Below are 21,910 nucleotides of genomic sequence, written 5' to 3'. Positions count from 1 at the left end.
AGCGTCAGCCCCCGGAGTTCCCGCCAGTTTTACTCCACACGCCCGCCACCGTCTGCGGCCCGTCTGTCTGCCTGTTAAAGAATGCCCTCGTGGCATTCTTCAACCTCGCCAAGTTCGCAGCGAAACTGCTCACGGCTCGCGAAACCGCGGCGCGGTTTCGTCGTCGCCTCCATGCGACAGGCAGGCCTACGATAGATCAACGGCCTGCTACACTGTTAATCATGTCTTCATCCCGCCACAGCCGACGCGACTTCCTCCGCGGCAAAGCCGCCCTCGCGGCCGCGGCGGACGTCGTCGAAGCCGTTGTCGAAACAGCGGCCGAGGCGGTGGGCGTCGCCGTGGACCAGCAGCTCGGCGGGACGGGTTCGCCCGAAGCGAAGCGTCGAGGGCTACGCAACCTCACGCTCTCCCGCCGGGCGATGGCGTGCGACTTCGAGCTGACGCTCAACGCGTCGGCCGACGAGAATGCGGTCGCCGAAGGGATGGCGGCGCTCGACCTAGTCGAGCGGCTCGAGGATCAGCTGACGGTATATCGGGAGCACAGCGAGCTCATCTCGATCAATCGCCAAGCCGCAGGCGGGCCCGTCGAGGTTGAAGAGCGGCTGTTCGCCCTCCTCGAACTCTGTGGCAGGATTCACGCCGCCAGCGACGGGGCGTTCGATCCGACCAGCGGCCCGCTGTCGCGGGTGTGGGGGTTCTACCGCCGTGAAGGACGCATGCCCTCACCGGAGGAGATCGACGACGCCCTCCAGCGCGTCGGTTGGCGCCACGTGGAACTCGACCCGGCAAACCAAACGATCCGGTTCAGCCGCGATGGAATCGAAATCAACCTCAACAGCTCGGGCAAGGGCTATGCCCTCGATCGCGTCGGCGAAGAGCTGACGGCGCGCGGCGTCGCTGATTCGTTGATGCACGGCGGGCGGAGCACGCTCCTGGCCCGTGGCGACAATCGGCTGCAAGCGGAGGGCGGCTGGCTGGCGGGGATCCGGGACCCGCTGCGGCCCGAACGGCGCTTGGCGGAGATTGTCCTGCGCGACGAAGCGCTCAGCACCAGCGGTTCGGGGACGCAGTTCTTCGAACACGAGGGCCGCCGCTACGGCCACCTGATCGACCCCCGGACGGGCTGGCCCGCCGCGGGGCTCTATTCGGCGACGGTGGTCGCCCCCACGGCCGGCGAGGCCGACGCCCTTTCAACGGCTGCCTCGATCCTCGGCGTCGAGGGGACCCAGCGGCTCTGCGACCGCCGGCCCGGGCTGCGTGCCCTGTTGCTTTCGCCAGGCAATGAGGGTGATGCGGTTATCCACGCCTTCAATTTCAACGAGTCGGATTGGCGGCCCCGGTCAAGATGACGCGGTTGCCGTGTTGGACGCCGCTACTGGCCGAGCGTGTGGGCAGCTACAATCGGCTGCTACCAAACCACGGCCCCCAAGGCCGGCGGAAGCGACACAGGCGGAACCTGTCGCCCCGCTGACGCCTACGGCCCGACGAACGACGGCTTAGCGAAGTGCTGCAGTTTTTTGTTGACCATCAGCTCGGCTACCTGGGGATCGTCCTGTTCCTTGCCCTATGCGGGTGCGGCATCCCGATTCCTGAAGAGGTCCCGCTTGTCCTGGCGGGCGTGCTCAGCTCGCAGGGGACGCTCGATCCCTGGATGGCGTTTTCGTCGTGCCTGATCGGCGCCCTGCTGGGCGATTCGGTGATGTACATGCTCGGCCGCTACTTCGGCCACGCCTGGCTCACCAAGCACCCGAGCCTCGCTAGGTTTATTGACTCGAAGAAGGAAGAGAAGTTCGAGCACGCCGTCCACCGCCACGGCTTCAAGATGCTGGTGCTGACGCGGTTTCTGGTGGGCGTCCGTGGGCCCGTCTACTTTGCCGCCGGGGCGGCGAAGGTCCCTTACCTGCGGTTTCTGCTCTGGGACCTGATCGGCGCGACGATCGTCGTCGCCGTGATTTTCGGGCTCGGCTACAAGTTCGGCAACGGCATCGCCAAGATCATTGGCGACGCCGAAGAGGTCGCCACCGCCGTGGTGGTGCTCGGCCTGATGTCGGCGGGCATCTACTTTCTCTACAAGAAGCAAACGGCCCGCGTCGCCGAGGCGCTCGAGGACATCACCGAAAAAGACCTCGAAGAGGCCGCCCACGAGCGAGAGGAAGAACGCATCGCGGCGTCTGGCCGCGGCGCTCAACCGATCCCCTCGACCAACGGCGCGTTGGCGTCGGAAAGTGACCAGCCGAACGACGTGTCGATGTAGCGTTGTAGCCGTCACGATTATCGCCGAGCCGATAGCGTCAGCGACCGGAGTGACATGGCTACCCGGCTCAACCCCGGTCGCTCACGCTCACGGCTCGCCCAAGTTCTCTTCGTTCAACAAAAAACCGCCGCCGGACCTGACGGTGGCCCGGCGGCGGTGAATCGTTTCGTTTCTCAGCTACCTCGGCGGCGCCCGGTTGGAGTGCCGGCTACCGTGAGGGAGTCACAGCTCAGCCAGCGCAACCGCAGCTGGGCTCAACGGCACAGCACGACGGCTCGCAGCCGCAGGTCGGCTCGCAGCACGAAGGGGCACAGCAGTGACGCTTGAAGAGACCCTTCAGGCCACCGAACAGCTTGCAGCGGTGACCACCGCAGCAAGGATCGCAGCAAGCGGGCTCGCAGCCACAGCTGGGCTCAGCGGCACAGCACGACGGCTCAGCAACGCAGCAGCTGGGCTCGGGGGCACAGCAAGAGGGCTCAGCGGCACAGCAGCTCGGCTCGCAGCACGCGTCAGCACAGCAGTGGTGACGGTGGAACATACCCTTCAGGCCACTGAACAGGCCGCAACGCGGCTTGCAGCAAGGATCGCAGCACACCGGCTCGGCGACGCAGCACGACGGCTCACAGCCGCAGGTCGGCTCGCAGCAGTCGGTCGCACAGCCACAGCCGTGACCACCGAGGAGGCCGAAGCCAAAGGCGTTGGCGCTCGAGGCGCCCGACGACATCAGGGCGACCGTACACAGGGCGGCCGCAGCAAAACGCAGGTTCATGAGGGACTCCTTCACGAAACGGGGAGGGGGGGAATCACGCGCTTCCGTCGCCTGCTTTCTCCGTCGAGAGGGGGCCGGCCTCAGCCATGCACCCGAACTCTCGCGGCGACCCAGCGGACGACGTTCGCTTGGTCTGTCTGCCCTCCGATATCGACAACGCAATCGGCGCCCTTTGACCAGCCGAGCCAATTCGCCCCACTTTCCCAGATAGAACAGCCGCTTATAACGGCTGTGTCGATGCTGCGGACGTGCGTAGGGTCCGCTGGGCGGACCGTGGGACAGGTCCACCGTTAAGTGGTCGCTCACCACTAATTACATGGAGAGCCCACGACGCGCGTCGTGGGCTCTCCATAATCTTGGTAGAGGCGGTCGCGTACTGCGTACTGCTGACTCGTAACTACGGTCCGCACAGCGGACCCTACTTTGGTCGGTACAGCACCGCGTTACTCGGCGTCGTCCGGTGCGCCGATGCGGTCTTTGCCGACGTACACCCGCAGCACCTCGGGCACGAGGATCGAACCGTCCGCTTGTTGGCAGTTCTCGAGGATCGCGATCATCGCCCGGCCGCAGGCCACGGCGGTGCCGTTGAGCGTGTGGACGAAGTGTGTCCCCTTCTCGCCGGGCTTCTTGTAGCGGATGTCGAGCCGCCGCGATTGGTAGTCGGTGCAGTTGCTGGTGCTGGTGACCTCGCCGTACTCGCCCCCCTGGCCGCGGCCGGGCATCCAGGCTTCGAGGTCGAACTTGCGGTAGGCCGGCCCGCCGAGGTCGCCCGACGCGATGTCGAGCACCCGGAACGGAACGCCCAGCCCATCGAAGATTTCGCACTCCAGTTCGAGGAACAGGTTGTGCATATCCTCGCTCTGATCGGGCGTCGTGAAGGCGAACATCTCGACCTTCGTGAACTGATGGACGCGGTACAGGCCACGCCCCGCCCGACCGGCCGCGCCCGCCTCGGTGCGGAAGCAGTGGCTCACGCCGGCGAGTTTGATCGGCAGCTGCGATTCGTCGAGCACCTGGCCGGCATGAAGCCCGCCGAGGGTGATCTCCGCCGTGGCGACGAGGTTCAGGTCGGAGTTCTCGATCGAATAGATCTGCGTCTCCGGGCCACGCGGGATGAAGCCGATGCCCTGCACGATCTCGTTGCGCGCCAGGTCCGGCGTCATCGTCGGTGTGAAGCCTTCGCGCATCAGCCGGTCGAGCGCGTAACGCTGCAGCGCAAACTCCAGCAGCACCGCTTCGTTCCGCAGGTAGTAGAAGCCGTTGCCAGAGACGCGGCTGCCCCCCTCGAAGTCGATCAGGTCATGCTGCTCGGCGAGCGCCAGATGATCGAGCGGCTTGAAGTTGAACTTGGGCGGCTTCGACTCCCCCTTGCGCAGTTCGTGGCTGGCGGCCTCGTCGCCGCGCGGCGATTCGGGGTGGGTCATGTTCGGCAGCCCGCGGAGGATGCGGTCCGCCTCGAGGCCGACGCGATCGACCTCGGACTGCTTGGCGTCCTTCGCTTCGCGGAGCTGGCGGCCCTCTTCCTTGCGGGCCTCGCGCTCGGCGTCGTCCTTGGCTTTGCCGATCGACTTGCTGACCTCGTTCGCCTGCCGATTAAGGTCCTCGGCCTCCTGCAACAGCGTGCGGCGCTGCGTCTCGAGCTCCACAAACCGCGAAACATCGGCCTTCACGCCGCGATCGACGCAGTTCTGTTGGACGAGTTCGGCGTTTTCGAGAACGAAGCGTTTGTCGAGCATGATGAGATTGCGGAATTCGGATTGCGGAATGCGGATTGGATTTAATGCGACGCGTGTTCGGCTGGCAATCCGCTATCCACAATTAGCTAAGTGTGTCCAAAGCGCGGCTGACGCCTTGATTCCTCGGTGGAAGTCACCGAGGTTGAATTTCTCGTTGGGGCTATGAGTGTTGTCGTCGTCCAGTCCCCAGCCGAGTAGTAGCACATCCGCATCTAGCTCCCGAGCAAACGTGCCGACAATCGGGATCGAGCCGCCTTCGCGCATGAAGACGGGCTTGGCGCCGAAGCCGGCTTCGATCGCGGCGGTGGCAGCGGCCATGTAGGGGCTTTCGAGTGAGAACTTGACGCCCGGGGCGCCGTGGTGCGGCTTGATGGTTAGTTTGGCGCCGGGGGGGACGAGCGGTTCGAGCAATTTCCGCAGTCCCGCGGTGATCTTCTCGGGGTCTTGGTTCGGTACGAGTCGGAAACTCACCTTGGCGCCAGCACGCGCCGGGAGCACGGTCTTCGCGCCCTCGCCCTGGTAACCGCCCCAGATGCCGTTGACGTCGCACGTCGGGCGGGCCCAGCGACGTTCGAGCGTGGTGAAGCCCTTCTCGCCCGTGACGCCATCCACATTGAGCTGCTTCTTGAACCGCTCTTCGTCGAAGGGCAGCCGCGCGAACTCGGCGCGCTCGCGGTCGGTGAGCGGCTCGACATTGTCGTAGAAACCGGGGACCTGAATGCGGCCGTCGCTATCCACGAGCGCCGCCAGCAGCTTCGCCAGCGTATTGACGGGATTGGTCACACCGCCACCGAACGAGCCCGAGTGCAGGTCTTGCTTGGGGCCTTCGACGAAGAGCTCGTAGTAAGCGATGCCGCGTAGGCCGTAGGTGATCGCCGGAACGCCGGGGGCGAACTGCGAGCTGTCGCTCACCACCACGACGTCGCAAGCGAGTTTGTCGCGATTGGCGCCAACAGCGGCTTCGAGGTGCTCGCTGCCAACTTCCTCCTCCCCCTCGATGAGGAACTTCACTTGGATCGGGAGCTTGTCTTCGGCCTTAAGCAATGATTCGACGCCCAACACGTGCGTCAGCATCTGCCCCTTGTCGTCGGTGGCGCCACGAGCGTAGACGTTGCCGTCACGCACCGTCGGTTCGAACGGCGGCGACTGCCACTCGTCGAGCGGGTCGGGCGGCTGCACGTCGTAGTGCCCGTAGATGAGCGCTACGGGCTTGCCTGGCACAGGCGGCGACTGAGCGAATAAGATCGGCGCCCCGGGGGTCGCAAGCCTCTCGACGGCCAGCCCCATGCCACGCAGCCGGGCTTCGACCCAGTCGGCGGCCCGGGCGACATCGGGCTTGTGCCGCGAATCGGCGCTGACGCTGGGGATCCGCAGCAGCTCGAACAGGGCCGCTTCGTGTTGGGCCGACTCGGAGGGGACGGCAGAAGTGTCGGTTTGGCTCATGGCGAGCGTGGGGGCGTCTCGATGGGGCGGTGTCGTCGCGGCGGCTGGACCCTCGTTGGCCAGCCGCCATGCCGGCGAATATACTTCTCAACCCCCCGTCTAACCACCGACCCGCCCATGGATGAGCCCTCCTTCGAAGACGACCCCGGCGACGGGACTGCGACCGTTGTGCGCCCCGAGCGGCCGCCGCAGAAGGAAAAGAAGAAGTACAAGATCCCCCGCTACCACGTCATCCTCTGGAACGACGAAGACCATTCGTACGAATACGTCATCCGAATGCTCAAAGAGCTGTTCGGCCATTCCGAGACCACTGGCTTCAAGCTCGCCCAGACCGTCGACAGCGAGGGCAAGGTCGTCGTCCTCACCACCACCAAAGAGCATGCCGAACTAAAACGCGACCAAATCCACGCCTACGGCAAGGACGAGTCGATCGCATCGAGCCAGGGGTCGATGTCAGCGTCGATCGAAGAAACTGAGTAGGTTGATTGCGGATTGGGGATTTCGTATCGCGAATTCCTTCGCGTCGAGCCCGTCCTGCTAGTAATCTGCATCCCGCAATCCCCAGTCCGCAATTTTGAAGCTCAAGACCCACACCCTCGGTTGCAAAGTCAACCAGTACGAGACCGAGTACCTCCGCGAAGGGCTCGCGTCGATCGGCTGGCAAGACACGGCGGAGGGCGAGGCGGCGGACTTGTGCGTCGTCAACACGTGCACCGTCACCGCCGAGGGGGACTCGAAGAGCCGGCAGGTGATTCGGCGACTGGCGCGGGAGAACCCGTCGGCGAAGCTTGTCGTCATGGGCTGCTACGCGACGCGGGCGCCCGAGGAAGTGAAGGCGCTGCCGGGCGTCACCGAGGTGCTCACCGACAAGCGTGAGCTCCCCGACCTCTTGGGCCGCTTCGGCGTCACCGACATCCCGACCGGCGTCACCGGCATCGGCACCCGCAAGCGCGCTTATGTAAAGGTGCAAGACGGCTGCCTGCTGCGGTGCAGCTTCTGCATCATCCCTTCGGTGAGGCCGAACCTCGCCAGCCGGCCGCTCGAGGAAATCGTCAACGAAGTCGAGAACCTTGTCGCCCACGGCCGGCGTGAGATCGTGCTGACAGGGATCCATCTCGGCCACTACGGCGTCGATTTCAATCGTGAGAACCTTCGCGACAAGTCGGCGTGGGTCCGACTGTCGGACCTCCTTCGGCGGTTAGCAGAAATCCCCGGCGACTTCAGGCTGCGTCTCTCTAGTATCGAAGCCACCGAAGTTACGCACGAACTCATCGACGTGATGGCGGAGAACCCGCAGAAGGTCTGCCCGCATTTGCACCTCTCGATGCAATCAGGCTCCGACGGCGTCTTGCGGCGGATGCGGCGGCGTTGGGGCAGCCGGCGGTTTCTCGACCGCTGCCATTTGCTGCGCGAGCGCCTCGACCGCCCCGCCATCACAACCGACGTGATCGTCGGCTTCCCCGGCGAGACCGACGCGGAGTTCGAAGAAACCCTCGCCGCCTGCCGCGAAGCGGGTTTTTCAAAGATCCACGCCTTCCCCTTCAGCCGCCGCCGTGGCACCCCGGCATGGGACATGCCCCATCAAATCGAGAAGCACGTCAAACAAGAACGGATGCAGCGACTAGCCGAATTGGAAGCGGAGCTGCGAGACGACTACTACCGCTCACTAACCGGCATGCCACTGCGAGTCCTGGTCGAGGGCCGAGTCGGCGAAGACCGCTACGTCGGCTCGTCCTGCCGCTACGCGCCGGTCGAACTATCGGCAACGGGCAATCCCCTCGCCCAGTTCGTTGACGTGATCGCCGGACCCGTTGCTAGCGGTCAGATTGAAGGAATGGAACCGCGAAGGAACTAAGGAACAATGAAAGAGGTAAGCGCCCGCGAATGACGCGAATAAAGGCGAATGATCTACTCTTCATTCGTGCTTATTCGCGTCATTCGCGGGCTCTCTTATTTCGTCTCATTCCTTTGTTCCTTCGTTCCTTCGTGGTTCAACTCTGTCACCCCTCAGGCCACTGCCGGCAGTACTCGTACAGCGCCATGCACGTCGCCGTGGCGGCGTTGTAGCTGTGCGGCAGGCCCCAGACGGGGATCTCGATCGCCTCGTCGAGCAGGGCCAGCTCTTCGTCGGTGAGGCCGGTGCGCTCGTTGCCGATCACCAAGGCTGTCCGCCTTGGGAAGTTGTAGTGGTGGATGTCGTGCGAGTTGGTCGTCTGTTCGAGGCCCACGAGGCGATAACCCTCTTTGCGTAGCTCCTTGAGCACCGGCTCGAGCGAGCGGCGGTTCTCGAGCGTGATCGTGTCGGCCGCGTCGCGGGCGACCTCGGGGTCGAGCTTCATCGGCCGGCCCGTGGCGATGATCCGCGTCACGCCACAGCACCCAGCCGCGCGGGCGATGCGCGACAGATTGACATTGCTGCGCAACGGCGCGCACACGACCACCAGCTCACGGGGCTGGGTCAGTTCGCGCGGCGGGCGGTGGCGGGTGTGCTCCATAGACGTACAGAGAACCGCCAAGACGCCAGGAGCGCCAAGGGGAGTCGTGAGAATGACGAAATCCGAATGACGAATGACGAACCTGCCGGTGGCTGCTAGCGCCCTCCGACAGGTTCGTCATTCGTGCTTCGTCATTCGTCATTCGAGTTTCGTCACTCCCCAGTGTCTGGCGTCTCCGCCGTTAGCTTCCTAAGCTTAAGTCCATGCCCCCACGCCTCGCCCTTGCCATCGCGATCTTCGTGCTGCTCGTCGGCGGCATTATCGCTGTGGTGAAAGAGGGCCAGCTCCCGCCGGCGGACTTCACGTTCAACAACGACACCGAGGTCGAGTCGCTCGACCCGGCCGTCGTCACGGGGCAGCCCGAGGGACGGATCATCGACGAGCTCTACGAAGGGCTCGTGCGTCTCGGCCCGAAGGACCGCGAGCCGATCCCCGGCGTCGCCGAGAGCTGGGACATCTCCGAGGACGGCCGCACCTACACGTTCCACCTCCGCCACGACGCGAAGTGGAGCGACGGATCGCCGCTGAACGCTCATGACATGGTCTACAGCATGCGGCGGTTCCTCGACCCGCAGACGTTCGCGGAATACGCCTACCAAGCTTGGTACCTGAAGAACGGCCGCCGCTACAGCCGCGCGGCCCGCGGCGTCGAGCCCGGCGACAAGGTCGAAGTAGAACTGGTCGAGCGACCGGACGGCGCCCTGCCGTTCGCCCGTGGCGCGGTGCTCCGCGGCGAGCTGGTGCGTATCGAGACGGATGAGGGCGTCGATCAAGAGATGCTCGACGATCCGATGAAGTTTGTCGATCACCGCACGTTCGTCGTTTCGATCGATGGCGAGGAGCGGTTGTTCCGCGTAGGCGACAACGTCCCCACCACCGCGCCGGAGGGCGCCGAGCCGTGCCGGCAGGTGCTGCTCGACTTCAGCGAGGTTGGCTTCCGCGCGATCGACGACTACACGGTCGAGACGGTGCTGGAGTCGCCGACACCCTACTGGCTCAACCTGCTGGGCTTCTACCCGCTGGCGCCGGTCAACCAGAAGTGTGTCGAGACGCACGGCCCGGGCCAATGGACCGAGGTCGAGAACATCGTCACCAACGGCCCGTTCAAGCTCGAGTTCCACCGCATCCGCGACCGCATCCGACTGCGGAAGAACGAGCACTACTGGAACCGCGACAACGTCGCCTTGGAAACAATCGACGCCCTAGCGGTGCAGGCGCTCACGACATCGTTCAATCTCTACGAGACCGGCAAGGTCGATTGGATCACCAAGGTGACGCCGCTGATCGCCCGTGAGCTGTTCGAGGCCGATCCACCGCGTCCCGATTTCAACCCCGACGCGCAGTTCGGCACCTACTTCTACACGTTCAACACGTCGCGCAAGCCGTTCGACGATGTCCGGGTCCGCCAGGCGTTGATGCTGGCGATCGACCGCGAAGAGATCGTCACCACCGCTTGTGCGGGCGAATTGCCGGCGCTATCGATGACGCCCCCGGGGCTGCCGGAATACAAGGCGCCCGAGTGCGAGCCGATGAACATCACAAGAGCGAAGGAATTGCTCGCCGAAGCCGGCTACCCCGACGGAACCGGGTTCCCCAAGATCGAGATCCTCTACAACTACGAGCAGCAGCACCAGACGATCGCCGAGCTGATCCGCAAGCAGTGGCGCCGCAACCTGGGGATCGATGTCGCCACTCGCAACGAAGAGTGGGGGAGCTATCTCTCGAGCCAACGGCAGCAGAAGTATGACGTCGTCCGGCGGGCGTGGATCGGCGACTACCTCGACCCCAACTCGATGCTCGACCTGTGGGTCACCGGCGGGGAGAACAACTCGACCGGCTGGAGCAACGCCGAGTTCGACAAACTGATCCAGGACGCCAAGGCCGAGCCCGACGCCGACAAGCGTCTCGAGATGCTCGCCGACGCCGAACGCATCCTGATGCGGGAGGGCCCCGTCATGCCGATCTACTACTACGTGTCGCGGAGCATGCTCAAGCCGTACGTCTACGGTTGGTACAACAACCTCGAAGACCGCCACCCGCTGTGGACGCTGTCGATCCGCCGCGACGCCTCGGGGCCGAACGACTTCATGGCTTCCAAGCCCGTGCGTGAGATCACGATGAAGCCCCGCCGCACGGAGGCCGCGACGCCGTGACCACGTTCCTGCTGCGCCGCTTCGGCTGGATGCTTATCACCCTCTGGGTGGTGTTCACGGTCTCGTTCTTTCTGATGCGATCGGTGCCCGGCGGGCCCTACGACTCCGAGCGAGCGCTCGAGCCAGAGATCGAAGCGAACATCAAGAAGAAGTACCGCCTCGACCTGCCGCTTACCGAGCAGTACGTCTACAACCTCGGCGAGACCCTGTCGGGCGACCTCGGCGTCTCGATGAAGAAGGACTACACAACCAACCGCCTGGTGAGTGAGGCCCTGCCGGTGTCGGCGGCGCTGGGGCTGTTGGCGTTGGCGTTTGCGTTCAGCATCGGGTTGGTCGCGGGCGTGGTCTCGGCCGTCTTCCGCGGGACTTTCGCCGACTTCGCGTTGATGTCGATCGCGACTGTCGGCATCGCGCTACCGAACTTCGTCGTCGCCGGTTTTGCGATCATCCTGTTCGTGTTCATCTTGCAGTGGCTCCCGGCGGCGGGATGGGGGTCGCTCGACCAATTGGTGCTGCCGGCCCTGTGCCTCGGCGCGCCGTACGCCGCGTACGTCGCCCGCATCGCGCGGACCGGCATGCTCGACGTGCTCGGCCAAGACCACATCCGCACCGCGCGGGCGAAAGGGCTCTCGCCATTTGTGGTCGTCGCCAAGCACGCGCTGCCGACGGCGCTGCTGCCGGTGGTGTCATTCCTCGGCCCCGCGGTGGCAGGCATTCTGACGGGCTCGCCGGTGATCGAGCAGATCTTCGCCATCCCCGGCCTCGGCTGGCACTTCGTCCAGGCGGCGATCGACAAGGACTATCCGATCGCGATGGGCCTCGTGCTGCTCTATACGACGCTGCTGTACGTGATGAACCTGATCGTCGACTTGCTGTACGGCGTGCTCGATCCGCGGGTGGAGTGGAAATGATCGGAAGTAGGAAGTGGGAAGTCGGAAGTGGGAAGGAAGCGCTGGCGCGTTCAGCGTGGGCCTATTCCCACTTCGCACTTCCAACTTCCCACTTCGCTGAGGAGGCCCCATGACCCCCACGCCCACCCAACCAACGGAAACCGGCGTCTCCCTCACCCAGGACGCTTGGCGTCGGCTGAAGAAGAGCTGGGCGGCGATGGCGTCGCTGGGGACGCTCGTGGCGGTGGTGCTGCTCGCGTTCTTTACGCCGCTCTTGCCGCTGGCGCCGCCCGACCGGGATGAGACGCCGCTAATGCTCACGGGGCCGGTGGTGTGGCCACCGCTGGTGGAGGCGTTTAAGTTCGATGCGGCGCAGATTGAAACGCTTGCGGAACCGATCGCCGAAGCGAAGTCCAAGCTCAGAGAAGCCCTCGGCGAGTACTCGGCGACTCGCCGTTCGACCGACGCGACCGACGACGAAGTGGAGGAGAAGGCCCGCCAAGTGCTGCTCGCCCGCGCGGCGGTGGATTCGCAGGTGCAGCGGCCCTACGCCAGCGCCGGCTTCCCGAAGCTCGGTCCGCTCGCCCGTCTGATGGTCTGCGCCCGTTACGCGATCTTTGGCGAGTGGGAGCTCAACAGCGTTTGCGGCCGTGACAAGCTCGGCCGCGATCTGTTGAGCCGCATCTTCTGGGGCGCGCGGGTGTCGCTGATCGTCGGCTTCGTGGCGACGCTGGTGTCGCTGGTGATCGGCGTCACCTACGGCGCCGTCTCGGGTTACGCTGGCGGCTGGGTCGATGACCTGATGATGCGCATCGTGGATGTGCTCTACAGCATCCCGTTCGTCTTCCTGGTGATCTTCATCATCTCGATCCTCAGCGAAGAGTCGGTCAAAGAGCGCCTCGCCGGGTACGGGATCGACCGGATCACGATCTTCTACTTCGTCGTCGGCGCCATTTATTGGCTGACGATGGCCCGCGTCGTCCGCGGCCAAGTCGTCTCGCTCCGCAACGAGCAGTACGTCGAGGCGGCCCGCTCGCTGGGCGTGTCGCAGACAGCGATCGTCTTCCGCCACCTCGTGCCGAACCTGCTCAGCATCGTGCTGGTGTACCTGACGCTCACCATCCCACGTGTGATCCTCTTCGAAGCCTTCCTGTCGTTCCTCGGCCTGGGCGTCGAGCCGCCCGATGTCTCCTGGGGCCTCTTGGCGAACGAGGGTATCCAGGTCATCACGCCTGTAAAGATCTACTGGTGGCTGATCGTCTTTCCGAGCGTCGCCATTGGCGCCACGCTGTTCGCGCTCAACTTTCTCGGCGACGGCCTCCGCGACGCCTTCGACCCGCGGATGAAGGGACGTTAGGATTTAGACAGGATTAACCGGATCGACGCGGTTCTGGTTATCATTGCTCTTCAACTTGTCGATTCCCTATCCTCCTCCTTCGATTACCAACACGATTGTCATGCTCAAGATCGCTTTCTGCGTTGCGATGGTTCTAGGATCGGCTTCGGTAGGTTTCGCCAAAGATACGCCTACCGAGGGCATGAAGCTCGCCACAACACCGGACCATCGCCTCCGCGACCGTTGGTGGCGTAACCGGCACGACGAGAAGCTCGACGCTAAGAAGCGGCTGCTCGATTCCGATAAGGAAGTCCGGCTGGTCTTCGTCGGCGACTCGATCACCCACGGCTGGGAGAATGGCGGCAAGCAGCTCTGGGAAGAGCGGTACGCCCCGCGCGGCGCCTTCAACATCGGCTTCAGCGGTGACCGCACCGAGCATGTCCTCTGGCGGCTCGGCATGGGCGAGGCCGGGAAAGACAACAACGAGATCGCCGGTCTCGAGCCCGAGTTGTTCGTCGTGATGATCGGCACCAACAACACGGGCCATCGCAAGGGCGACCCCGGCGCCACCGCCAAGGGCGTTGAGATGGTCGTCGATCGCCTGCTCGAACTGGCGCCCGAGAGTAAGGTGCTGCTGCTGGCGGTCTTCGCCCGCGGCGAGAAGCCCGACGACGAACTCCGCCAGATCAACGACGACGTCAACGAGCGGATCGCGGGGCTTGGCGAGCGTGACAACGTCGAGTTCCTCGACATCAACGACGTCTTCCTCGACGACGACGGCACGCTCCCCAAGAGCGTCATGCCCGACCTGCTCCACCCGAACGAGCACGGCTACAAGCTGTGGGCTGACGCCATCGAAGAGCCGATCGCCCGCTTGCTCGGCGAGAAGTAGAGCGTTGCGCGGAGTCGGGCCGGCGGTTGTTGGGTAGAATGGCGCTCCGCCCACGGAGCCTCAACCGCCCAGCTATTGTCATGAGCTACTTCCGGCAGGTCTTCACCGAATTCGCCGCGGACCAGTGCACGACGCTGGCCGCGGCGATTTCGTACTACACGGTCTTCGCGCTGCCGCCGCTGCTCTACCTGCTGATGATGGTGGTGACGGCCGGACTGTCGCTCGCCTACGACTCGCAGGTCGCCGAAGAGAAAGCCGGCGAAGTCCTCGAAGAGCAGGCGACCCAGCTCATCGGCGACGAAGCGGCTGTCGATAGCATCGCCGCGATGATCCAGCGCAGCCGCCAAACGGAGGGCGCCTGGTGGAAAGTGACGCTCAGCGTCGCCGGCGTGCTGCTCGCCGTCACCGGTCTGATGGGCGCTTTGCAGACGGCGCTCAACGTGGTTTGGGCGGTCAGGCCCGACCCCGATCGGTCGCAAGTCCGTTACTTGGTGCGGAAGCGGGCCGTCTCGTTCGCCTTGGTGCTGGGGCTGGGCGTCTTGCTGCTGGTCTCGATGACGGTTTCCGGCGCCATCGCGTACCTCGGCGACCAACTGAACGAGCTGGCCGGCGTCGATCCCCTCCCAGCGGCCTGGATCAACTACGCGGTGCAGTCCCTCGTGGCCTTCATCGTCTTCGCCGTGGTCTTCAAGGTGCTCCCCGACGCCCACGTCACTTGGCGTGACACGTTCATCGGCGCGCTGATCACGACCGCACTGTTCCTGGTCGGCCGCATCGCCATCCAGCAATTCTTCGTCCTCAGCCCGCCGGGCGCCCAGCTCGGCGGCGCCGCGGCGTCGCTGGCCGCCGTGTTCGCTTGGGTCTATTACTCAGCGATGATCCTGCTCTTCGGCGCCGAAGCGACCGAGGTCTACGCCCGCCGCCGCGGCCGCGACATACAGCCCAAGAGCCGCGCCGTACGCATCGCCAAAGTCATGGAATAGAAGGTCGTTCTAGAAAAAATTAACCACTGAGGCACTGAGAAAACAGAGGACGCACAGAGAAAAGTTCCTCGGCGCCGTCCCTCGGCGCCGTCTGTGCCTCCGTGGTTAACAATTGCCGCGTACTTCCAAGTTAAGACACTACCGCGGCATCAAGTCCAGCACGATCGCCGTCATCGCTTGTACCCCCGTGCGCAGCGTCGGCTCGGGGTTCGGCCAGTAGAGGGACGAGTGCATCGACGGCGGCGTCTCGCCGGCCGCCTTCCAGGCGTCGAGGCGTTCTTTGCTGATCGTCCCCAGGCGGAACATGCAGATCGGCACGCCCGCCTTGCCGTAGCGGCTGAAGTCCTCGGCGCCCATCATCGGCTCGGCCTTGTTGACCGAGCCGTCGCCGAGCGTCTTGCGGAGCACGCCATCGACGCGCGTCGTCAGGTCCGGGTCGTTGTACAGTGACGGCGTCCCCTCGCTGTAGACAATCTCCGGGTCGGGCGCATCGGCGCTCGCGGCGGCGGCCTTCGCCTTGCGCTCGATCGCCTCGGCGATCTGCTTGCGGATGTCGGCGGAGTAGGTGCGCACTGTGAGCTGTAGCTTCACGTCGTCGCCGATGACGTTGTGCTTTGTGCCGCCGTGGATCGAGCCGACCGTGATGACCGCCGGCTCGGTCGGCTTCAACTCGCGCGACACGATCGTCTGCAAGTCGAGCACCAGCCTCGCCGCGATCACCACGGGGTCGATCGCCGTGTGCGGCGCCGCGCCGTGTCCCCCTTTGCCGCGGACGGTGATGTCGACCGAATCGACGTTGGCGCCGAAGAAGCCCGGGCACGTGCTCACCTTGCCGGCCTCCAGGTCGTTCGCGGCGTGCAACGCGATGGCGTAATCAGGCCGCGGGAAGCGTGCGAACAGGCCGTCGGCGAGCATCGCCTCCGCGCCCGCGCCGAGCTCCTCGGCGGGCTGGGCGATACAGACGAGCGTTCCCTTCCATAAGTTCTTGTTTTCGGTGAGGCAACGCGACACGCCCACCAAGTTGGTCATATGGACGTCGTGCCCACAGGCGTGCATGACGCCCACCACGGCGCCTCGCTTGTCGGTCGTGCGGACCGTCGAGGCGTAGTCGAGCCCCGTCTGCTCAACGACCGGCAGACCGTCGAGGTCGGTGCGGAGCATCACGGTCGGCCCGTCGCCGTTCTCGAGCACCGCGACGACGCCCGTCCCGCCAACGCCGCGCGTGACCGTGTACCCGGCCGCTTCCCAGGCGTCGGCGATCTTAGCGGCCGTCTTGTGCTCTTCGAGCGACAGCTCCGGCGCCGCGTGCAACTCCTTGTAGAACTCCACCAGCGAGGGCGTCTGAGCATCGACCCACTCGACGACCTCGTCCGCCGCTACGGAACGAACGGCAAAGCCAGCGACCAATAGCAAACTCAGCAAGCGAATCATGGCGGCGTCCAGGCGAGGAGAGGTCCCAAAGATTCGCCCGATTATGCCCTGCTCGCCCGCCCTCGCCAACTTGAGCGGTGTGGTAAAGTAGTGACTATGAAGAATGAACCGCAAAGGAACGAAGGAACAAGGGGCATGAAGGCGAGCCGATACTTCGTTCCTTTGTTCCTTTGTGGTTCCATCCTCTTTAGCAACGCCGAAGCCCAGCGGCCCGAGCGTGGCCGCGACGAGTACCTCGGCAGGCCGATCGCGCAGACGATGCACTACCTCGGCGCGCCGTGGCTAGTGCGTGAGTCGCGCGAGCGTGAGGAAGAGCCCGCCAAGCTGCTCGCCGCCCTCGACATCCGGCCCGGCCAAACCGTCTGCGACCTCGGTTGCGGCAACGGCTTCTACTCGCTGGCGCTGGCGGAGCAGGTCGGCCCGAAAGGGAAAATCCTTGCGGTCGATATCCAGCGCGAGATGCTGCAGATGCTCAAGGAGCGGGCCGAGGCGCGGAGCGTCCCCAACATCAAGACCATCAAGGGGAAGGTCAACGACCCGCGTCTGCCAGTGGGAGAGGTGGACCTCGTGCTGCTCGTGGACGTGTACCACGAGTTCTCTCACCCCGCAGAGATGCTCGCCAAGATGCGTGAGAGCCTCCGGCCCGAGGGACGCGTCGCGCTAGTCGAGTTCCGCGCCGAAGACCCCGCCGTCCCCATCAAGCCGCTGCACAAGATGACACAGGCGCAGTGCCTCAAAGAGTTCGAGGCCAACGGCTACAAGCTCGTCGGCCAGTTCGACGAGCTACCCTGGCAACACGTGCTGTTCTTCGCGCGCGACGATTCACCACTGGAAGAAGTCGATTTGAAAGCTTGGGCTAACGCAGCTCCGTAGGGTGGGTAACAACCCACCGCTCGACATATCCCGGTAAACGGTGGGTCATGACCCACCCTACAAGTATTCGGTCGATCGCGGCGCCGGCAGTTCATAGGGTCGGTTGTAACCCACCGCTTTCAATAATGCGGCGGCTTCTCGTCGGGCAAGTCCTCGGCCGCTGTTTGCAGGTCCACCAAGCGACGGACCGTCAGCTCGACGCCGTGCTGACGCCGCGCCGTTGCATCGACCTCATCGCGCGCCGCGGTGACGGCTTCGTTGAGGTCATTCACCAGTTGCTGCTGATGGCTGATGACTTCTTGCAAGCGATTCAACTCGGCGGCGAGGTCGCGGGACTCGGTTGATCCCGAAGGTTTGCTGGGCGTGAATGCGGCGAACCCCGCCAGCAGCCAGCCGACGATCATCGCTAAGCCGCCGAGCAGGACGATCGCGCCGAGCCAGCGCATGCCGTCGCCAACGAACGCCAGCACGTAGAGCAGCCCCGAGAAAACGACGACCCCCGCCACCAGCAGCCAGGCCGCCTTCGCCAGCAGCGGCCGCCCGGCGCCGGCCAGCGCGATCGCCAGCACGGCCGCGGCGGTCGTCAATTGGTAGCGCGAAGCCGTCACGAAGTTATCGACGCGGTGCGTTAGCTCATCGCCCGCATAGCCGAAGCCCGCGAGCGCGTCATCGAGCCCATGCGCCGCGTAAGCGCCCAGCCCTACGGCCGTCGCCCCCAGCAGTCCCGCCGCCGCCAACAACTTCGACATCCTTCGGTTTCCTTTGCGCCTCGGCGCCTTTGCGTGAGTCAACCAGCGTAGCCTCACGCAAAGCCGCCGAGGCGCAAAGGGGCGGCTTTTCGTCGCAAGCAATAAAAAAGGGCCGCCGGTGATCGCTCACCGACGGCCCCAAATTGTCGTTTCGCACTGGCGTCAGGCTCGCGGCGTCAGGCCCTCACAACTGCCCACTGCCGACCGCCCCCTGCCCACTAACTAATTCCCCGCGAGGCCGAGCTTCTGCTCTTCCTCTTCCTGGATGATGATCCGCGGCGTGACCATCATCATCAGGCTGTCCGTCTCGCGGCCGATGCCGACGTTGCGGAACAGGCGGTTGATGTAGGGAACCTTCGACAGCAACGGCACGCCGAACTCACGGCGCCCTTCGCTCAGCCGTTTAATTCCACCCAACAGCACCGTGCCGCCGTCGGGCACGCTAACGGTGGTCGTCACCGACACGAACTGGAACGTTGGCAGCTGCACCGTGGTGCCGGCCGTCGTGATCTGCCGGTTCTCCGACAGGTTGGCCGACTCGTTGGTGCCGTCGTCGTCGCCGTCCGTCGTGTTGCTAGACGCCGACGCGTTCGTCGTCGTCGAGCCATCGAACGTGAAGACGTCGACATCACCGATCTCGCTAAAGAACGGCACGACCGTCAACCGGACGTAACGCCGGTCTTCGGAGACGACCGCTTGGATCGACATCAGTGTCCCTTCGTTGAGCACCACGATCACCGGCTGCTGGGCGGCGGCGAACTCGCCGACCACCGGGATCACGCTGATCACGAACGGCGACTGCGACGTGTCCGACACGAAGGCCTGCTGACCGTTGAACAACGTCACCTTCGGGGCGTTGAGCACGTTGGTGCGCGTGTCGCCCTGAGCGGCGTTGATCAAGAAGTACGCCTCGATGTCACTGAGGATCGCGAAGCCGAACGTCGCCGCCGTGGAGGGGTTGAACCCGCCGAACTGTGGCTGCGCGACGTTGAAACTCCCTTGCCGGAACGGTATGTCGAGGTCCGCGGTCACCTGCGCTAAGTCGCCTACCAGTGGCGCCTGCACGCCTACCGTGGCCCCCGTACGGGTGCGTTGGATGCCGTTGCGGACGCTCTCACCGAACGACGCCGCGGCGACCGGGTTCGACGTCTGCGTGAGCTCGTCGGTGCCGAGGATTTTGTCGTTGATGTTCATGTCGAAGTCGATGCCGATCCGCTCGAAGAAGTCGTCGCTGAGACGGATAAAGCGGACCTCGATCGTCACCTGCAGGTCTTGCAGACGACGCAACTGCTCGAGCAGGTCGGCGATCTCTTCGTGGACCGACTGCGTCTGGCTTACGACGAGGCTGAGGTTCGTCGGGAACGGGCGGATCTCCGCCTCGCCGCCGCCGTTCTCGGCCCAGGTGTCCGAGGCGATCGTCGAGGTGATCAACTCGATCAGCGAATCGAAGTCCGCCGACGCCGCGCCACCGAGGCCGCCGGGGCCCGTGGTCAACTGACCCGGCGCCGCGCCGATCTGGCCCGAGGGGGCGAAGTTCTGCGCCAGGACGTTCGGGTTCTGGGCGCCGCCGGGGGCGCCGGTCGGTCCCGCCAGCGAGATCGGCCCGGGGCCACCGAGGCCACCGGCGCCGGCGCTGGTCACCGCCAGAGCGTCGTTGATCAGCCCTTGCAGGCCGATGTTGTTGCTCGGCAGGAAGTTGGGGATCGGAATCACCAAATCCGCGACGTAGTACACCTCACGCTGCAGCTCGCCGTCGCGGAGCGAGATGCTGGTGACCTTGAGCACCTCGTCCTTCACCGTGAAACCCATGTGCAGGGGATCGAGGATCAGGTTTAGCGCGCTCTCCAGCGAGATCTCGCTGTTGATGTTGATCGTGACGGGCGTGTCGCTCGAGACACCCTCTTGGTTCATGCCGCGCGGGTCGAGGTAGATGTCGACTCCGGTCATCTTGGCCAGCGCGTCCATCACCTCCGCCAGCGGACGGTCGGTGTAGCGAAGCTGCACCGGCGTCTTCAGCTTGCGGCGGATGTCCTGCTCACGAGGCGAAAGCTGGTTACGCCCGTCGGCCAGTCCCTTGCGCCGCCTTAGCTGATCCCAGTCCTTGGCGAACTTCATTTCTTGCCCGTCGAAGACGTTGGGGATAGCGGCCTCATCGACGCCCTTCCAAGCTTCCCAGTTCGCGATATCACGCTGATCGCGGAGGCCGTTATTGATTGCGTTGCGACGTTGGAGCTTCGCGAATTCCCACACCTGAATCGCAACCGGGTCATCCGGGGCCAGCTCTTTGAGCCGCTTGGCGACGACCTCGGCTTCTTCGATGCGGTACTCGCCTTGCAGGTCGTTGTACTCCTCGATCAGCTGCTGCATCTTCTCGCGCTTGCGCTGCTCAGCGAGATTCTCGCTGTCGATTTCATCGAGAACGGCGGCGTTCGTCTCGTCGAGTTCGATCTGCGCCTTGTTCGCTTCGATGTACTTGTTGGCGTCGTCGATCGACCGATCGACGCGGCGTACCAGTTGATCCCGGTACTCTTGGTTGATGCCCGAGGCCTCAACCTCTTGTCGCGCGGTCTCGAGAATCTCCAACGAACGCCGCGGGTCGGATTCGCGGATCTCGCGCGACTCGACCTGGGCCTGTCCCACGGTCGAGGCGAGCTTGCGGGCCAGCACCTGCTGGTCCTGGTCCGTCTGATCGATCATCGACGCGTCCACCGCCGGCACACTGAGCGGCGCCGGCTCACCGGACGCAACTCCACCGAACATCCGCAGGTGGTCGTCGAGGCGACGCTGGGCGCCGGCGTCGAGGCCGCTGCGGCCATCGCTGGCGGCTTGGAACTTTTCGAAGGCGCTGTCGAGGTCGCCCTCACGGAGCTTCTGCTCGCCCTCGGCAAGCAGACGCGCCGCCGCGGCCGGCTCGGCCTGGACGGACTCGCCCGTCAGCGGCAACTGCGCCAGACGCGGGACGTTGTCGCCGCCGACCATCGCGGCCGCGGGCTGGAGTTCGGTGCCGTCCGTCTCGGGGACGTGCATCGCTTGCCGGGCGTAATCGGCGCCCGTCTGTTCCCAGGCCGCGCCGGTTGTCATCACGGCGGTGTCGTAGTGACGCGCCGGCTGACGGAGCTCGAGGGCCAGCTTCGCCGGCGTGTCCTCGCCCTTGGCGAACGCCGAAGCGGGCACTTCGAGCTGGCTGGCTCGCGCCACCAACTGCTGCGCCCTGTCCGTGTCGCCGGCGGTCATCGCCGCACGGGCGTCGACCAACAGCCGCTTACAGACGGCCTTCTTGTCGGTCGCCTCGCCGACGGTGGGCGTGGCCGGGGTGAGCGTGTAGCGCTGACCCACCGCCGACGCATCGGTCGGCTTCGGCAGCGCTCGTGGCTGCGTAGCGCTCGTTGCAGGTTGTTGGGCGAGTGCCGGGCCGCTAGCCAGGGCCGCCAGGGCGGCCGCCAGGGCGGCAAACTTCCGTGTCGCGTTCAACTCAACTCTCCTTGTTGCGTTGGATCGCTTCCGTTCCGAAGCGCGCATTAGTCGGGCGAACCTCCACGACGCGACGCAATCGGCGCAGCGGGGGGCGGTCGTTGGGCGTGCTCCTGCGGCCGCCTCCCTCGGGCGCGAACGCCCGCTGGTCCTCACGACGCCTCCTGCGTGTGCGGGCCAGTGGTCAGCGGCTGGGTAGAAGAGCGGCGGGTGATTAACCGCTACGAGAAAACCGGTCAACGCCAGTTTCTAGAAAAATCTCGCCGGTAACCCCGTCCACGACGCTTGAGCCCCGTACTGACGCTCAGAAAGAAGCGGACTCAACGGGCGGCAGAGCAAGCTCTTCCTCGCCATAACGCCTGAGCCGTAGGAGCCGCTACGCAACGGCGCCCCCACGAAGAGGGCCTCATGGTTCTCACCCTAACCGGGCTCACG

The 21,910-nt window shown here is 64.9% G+C and carries 17 protein-coding genes; 10 read left to right on the top strand and 7 right to left on the bottom strand.

What is annotated here, in order from left to right:
* Positions 1 to 221 precede the first annotated feature (221 nt).
* Positions 222 to 1,349, top strand: coding sequence for an FAD:protein FMN transferase (locus Spa11_RS05910; protein WP_145109300.1), 1,128 nt, complete (start codon positions 222 to 224; stop codon positions 1,347 to 1,349).
* A 155-nt stretch (positions 1,350 to 1,504) separates the two neighbouring features.
* Entirely contained in the window at positions 1,505 to 2,254 is a 750-nt protein-coding gene (locus tag Spa11_RS05905; protein ID WP_145109297.1) for a DedA family protein, read from the top strand.
* 229 nt (positions 2,255 to 2,483) lie between these two features.
* Here the strand turns inward: Spa11_RS05905 and Spa11_RS05900 are convergent, their stop codons facing one another.
* The 3 genes from Spa11_RS05900 to Spa11_RS05890 all read right to left on the bottom strand — a co-directional run bounded on the left by Spa11_RS05900 (position 2,484) and on the right by Spa11_RS05890 (position 6,202).
* Positions 2,484 to 3,023 (bottom strand): keratin-like protein, encoded by a 540-nt coding sequence (locus tag Spa11_RS05900; protein ID WP_145109294.1) that lies wholly within the window; start codon positions 3,021 to 3,023, stop codon positions 2,484 to 2,486.
* Positions 3,024 to 3,466: 443 nt separating this feature from the next.
* A complete protein-coding gene (gene serS, locus Spa11_RS05895) occupies positions 3,467 to 4,759 on the bottom strand; it encodes a serine--tRNA ligase (RefSeq protein ID WP_145109291.1) in 1,293 nt (430 codons plus the stop codon).
* A gap of 72 nt (positions 4,760 to 4,831) precedes the next feature.
* Positions 4,832 to 6,202, bottom strand: a complete 1,371-nt coding sequence (locus Spa11_RS05890) for a dipeptidase (protein ID WP_145109288.1) — start codon at positions 6,200 to 6,202, stop codon at positions 4,832 to 4,834.
* 117 nt (positions 6,203 to 6,319) lie between these two features.
* Between Spa11_RS05890 and Spa11_RS05885 the strand changes: the two genes are divergently transcribed.
* Entirely contained in the window at positions 6,320 to 6,682 is a 363-nt protein-coding gene (locus Spa11_RS05885) for an ATP-dependent Clp protease adaptor ClpS (RefSeq protein WP_145109285.1), read from the top strand.
* Between the two features lie 94 nt (positions 6,683 to 6,776).
* Positions 6,777 to 8,057 (top strand): tRNA (N(6)-L-threonylcarbamoyladenosine(37)-C(2))-methylthiotransferase MtaB, encoded by a 1,281-nt coding sequence (gene mtaB / locus Spa11_RS05880; protein ID WP_231933167.1) that lies wholly within the window; start codon positions 6,777 to 6,779, stop codon positions 8,055 to 8,057.
* Between the two features lie 145 nt (positions 8,058 to 8,202).
* Here the strand turns inward: mtaB and Spa11_RS05875 are convergent, their stop codons facing one another.
* Entirely contained in the window at positions 8,203 to 8,697 is a 495-nt protein-coding gene (locus Spa11_RS05875; protein WP_197529775.1) for a TrmH family RNA methyltransferase, read from the bottom strand.
* A 203-nt stretch (positions 8,698 to 8,900) separates the two neighbouring features.
* Here Spa11_RS05875 and Spa11_RS05870 point away from each other — a divergent pair, with 203 nt between their 5' ends.
* The 5 genes from Spa11_RS05870 (at position 8,901) to Spa11_RS05850 (ending at position 14,951) form a co-directional block, all read left to right on the top strand.
* Positions 8,901 to 10,850, top strand: a complete 1,950-nt coding sequence (locus Spa11_RS05870; protein WP_145109279.1) for a peptide ABC transporter substrate-binding protein — start codon at positions 8,901 to 8,903, stop codon at positions 10,848 to 10,850.
* Positions 10,847 to 11,761 (top strand): ABC transporter permease, encoded by a 915-nt coding sequence (locus Spa11_RS05865; protein WP_231933162.1) that lies wholly within the window; start codon positions 10,847 to 10,849, stop codon positions 11,759 to 11,761. Before Spa11_RS05870 ends, Spa11_RS05865 begins: the two co-directional genes overlap by 4 nt.
* Positions 11,762 to 11,870: 109 nt before the next feature.
* Positions 11,871 to 13,097, top strand: a complete 1,227-nt coding sequence (locus tag Spa11_RS05860) for an ABC transporter permease (protein WP_145109276.1) — start codon at positions 11,871 to 11,873, stop codon at positions 13,095 to 13,097.
* Positions 13,098 to 13,197: 100 nt separating this feature from the next.
* Entirely contained in the window at positions 13,198 to 13,968 is a 771-nt protein-coding gene (locus Spa11_RS05855) for a GDSL-type esterase/lipase family protein (RefSeq protein WP_145109273.1), read from the top strand.
* An 80-nt stretch (positions 13,969 to 14,048) separates the two neighbouring features.
* On the top strand, positions 14,049 to 14,951 hold the full coding sequence (locus tag Spa11_RS05850; protein WP_145109270.1) for a YihY/virulence factor BrkB family protein: 903 nt from the start codon (positions 14,049 to 14,051) through the stop codon (positions 14,949 to 14,951).
* 138 nt (positions 14,952 to 15,089) lie between these two features.
* Here Spa11_RS05850 and Spa11_RS05845 read toward each other — a convergent pair whose 3' ends face one another.
* Entirely contained in the window at positions 15,090 to 16,382 is a 1,293-nt protein-coding gene (locus Spa11_RS05845) for an amidohydrolase (RefSeq protein ID WP_145109267.1), read from the bottom strand.
* A gap of 135 nt (positions 16,383 to 16,517) precedes the next feature.
* Here Spa11_RS05845 and Spa11_RS05840 point away from each other — a divergent pair, with 135 nt between their 5' ends.
* Positions 16,518 to 17,255, top strand: a complete 738-nt coding sequence (locus tag Spa11_RS05840) for a class I SAM-dependent methyltransferase (RefSeq protein WP_145109263.1) — start codon at positions 16,518 to 16,520, stop codon at positions 17,253 to 17,255.
* 119 nt (positions 17,256 to 17,374) lie between these two features.
* On the opposite strand, the gene Spa11_RS22800 is transcribed toward Spa11_RS05840, so the two are convergent.
* Positions 17,375 to 18,004 carry a SlyX family protein gene (locus Spa11_RS22800; protein WP_197529774.1) on the bottom strand — a complete coding sequence of 210 codons (630 nt, stop codon included), beginning with the start codon at positions 18,002 to 18,004 and terminating at the stop codon, positions 17,375 to 17,377.
* A gap of 222 nt (positions 18,005 to 18,226) precedes the next feature.
* Positions 18,227 to 21,475 (bottom strand): general secretion pathway protein GspD, encoded by a 3,249-nt coding sequence (locus Spa11_RS05830; RefSeq protein WP_145109260.1) that lies wholly within the window; start codon positions 21,473 to 21,475, stop codon positions 18,227 to 18,229.
* Between the last annotated feature and the right edge of the window lie 435 nt (positions 21,476 to 21,910).

The organism is Botrimarina mediterranea (genome assembly GCF_007753265.1).
GTDB lineage: Bacteria > Planctomycetota > Planctomycetia > Pirellulales > Lacipirellulaceae > Botrimarina > Botrimarina mediterranea.
This window is presented reverse-complemented; position numbering and strand designations above follow the sequence as displayed.